Genomic DNA, 2,029 nt, shown 5'->3' with positions numbered 1-2,029 from the left:
GCCGCGGGGAGCACGAGAGCGTGTTCGCCCAACCCGACTGGGAGCACGTGCACCGGGAAATGGCCCGGGTCGGAGTGACGCTGAAGTTGCTGCACGGCGAGTACACCGACCGGTGCGTCACCTCGGGGTCGCCGGCGATGGGCTACGACCGGTTCTGCAAGACCTACCAGCGACACGTGCTGGTCACCGGCGCCGCCTCGCGGGTCGGACACAAGGCCGGACAGACGATCGAGGTCGACTGGTCCGGCCCCACGATGGAACTGGTCGACCCGGTCACCGGCACCTCGACGAGGGTGTACCTGTTCGTGGCGTGCCTGCCGTTCAGCCGGTACGCCTTCGTGTGGCCCGCGATCGACATGAAGCAAGACGCCTGGCTGCGGGCGCACGTGGCGATGTTCGAGAACTTCGGTGGTTCGGTGCCGCGGATCGTGTGCGACAACCTCAAGACCGGCGTGATCAAACACCCGCGGGAGGGGGAGATCGTGCTCAACGACGCCTACCGAGAGATGGCCGCCCACTACTCAGCAGCCGTCCTACCAGGCAGAATACGGCGCCCCAAAGACAAATCTGGGGCCGAGAATACCGTCGCGCATGTGGCGACGTGGGTCATCGCCGGACTGCGGGATCAGCAGTTCGGTTCGCTACCGGAGCTCGAGGCCGCGATCGGGCATCGGATGGACGCCTACAACCGGCAACCGTTCCAGAAGCGCCCCGGATCCCGCTACAGCGTGTTCACGGCCGAGGAGCAGCCGTTGTTGACCCCGCTGCCGGCGGTGGAGTTCGAGATCAGCCGGTGGCTCTACGGGCGACGGGTCGGCCGCAACGCTCACGTCGTCTTCGAGCGCAACTACTACTCGGCACCCCTGGTGCACATCGGGGCGAAGGTCGATCTGCGGATCACCGCCCGCACGCTAGAGATCTACCTCGGCACCGAGAGGATCTCCAGCCACCTGCTGCTGCCCGAAGGGGCGGCAGGTTCGTATCGCACCAACGACGCCGACCTTCCCGCCGGTGAGCGCTACCAGCAGTGGGATGGCGCCCGCACCCGTGCGTGGGCCGAGCGGGTGGGCCCGGCCGCCCAGATCGTGGTGAGCCGGATCTTCGAGTCCGTGCCGATCGATGAGCAGGGCCTCGATGCCGCCCTGGCGGTGCCGCGCCTTTCGCGGCGCTACTCGACCGAGCGGGTCGAAGCGGCCTGCGCACTGGCTCTCACCGGGCCAGTTCGTTCGCCCCGCTACGCGCACGTGCAGCCGATCCTGGCCACCGGGCAGGACAAGATCGCCGCCCTGCGGCCACCACGCGAGGAGCCAGACGAGGTCGGCGGATACGTCCGCGGCGCCGACTACTACGCCCGAGGTGCCCGATGACCACCATTGATTTCGAGACCAAGCGCAAGCTCCGCGAGATGGGCGCCGAACCACTGTTGCAGGCGATCGAGGCCCAGGACGACACCCACGTCTTCGGGATGGCCTTCGAGGATCGGATGCAGCTGGTGGTCGATCACGCCCACGAGGCGTTCAACCATTCCAAAGTTGACGGGTTGATCCGCCGAGCCGGACTTCGGTATCCGGGGGCTGACCTGCGGCGAGTCGACCTGATCGAGGAGCGCGGCCTGGACCGGGCCGTCATTGCTCAGCTGGCGACCTGCTCGTTCATCGAACGCCAGCAGAACGTGGTGTTCCAGGGCTTCACCGGCTCCGGCAAGTCCTATCTCGGGTGCGCCCTGGCCAAGCAGGCCTGCCAGCACCGGATCCGGGCGCACTACATCCGGATGCCCGACCTGGAGGAGGCCTGGGCCCTGGCGAAGGATCGGCCTCAGGGGCAGATGAAGTTCCTCAAGAAGTACGCCGCGTTCTCCCTGTTGGTGATCGACGAATGGCTCCTCGACCACCCCGACGACGCAATGCGCAGCATGCTCCTGGAGCTACTCGAGCGCCGCTACGACACCGGATCGACGGTCTTCTGCTCGCAGTACGCCAAGAAGGACTGGCACCAACGCCTCGGCTCCGGAGTGCACGCCGACGCGATA

Annotated in this window: 2 protein-coding genes; both read left to right on the top strand. The window is 67.0% G+C overall.

Annotated elements, in window-relative coordinates; genetic code table 11:
• Positions 1 to 1,367: IS21 family transposase (gene istA, locus G6027_RS17385; protein ID WP_182638261.1), on the top strand; the 1,367-nt coding region annotated here is incomplete at its 5' end.
• Positions 1,364 to 2,029: ATP-binding protein (locus G6027_RS17380; protein WP_241727242.1), on the top strand; the 666-nt coding region annotated here is incomplete at its 3' end. The genes istA and G6027_RS17380, both read left to right, overlap by 4 nt.

Source organism: Dietzia sp. SLG310A2-38A2 (genome assembly GCF_014145095.1).
GTDB lineage: Bacteria > Actinomycetota > Actinomycetes > Mycobacteriales > Mycobacteriaceae > Dietzia.
The sequence above is the reverse complement of the archived record's forward strand: the minus strand, read 5'-3'. Positions and strand labels throughout refer to the sequence as shown.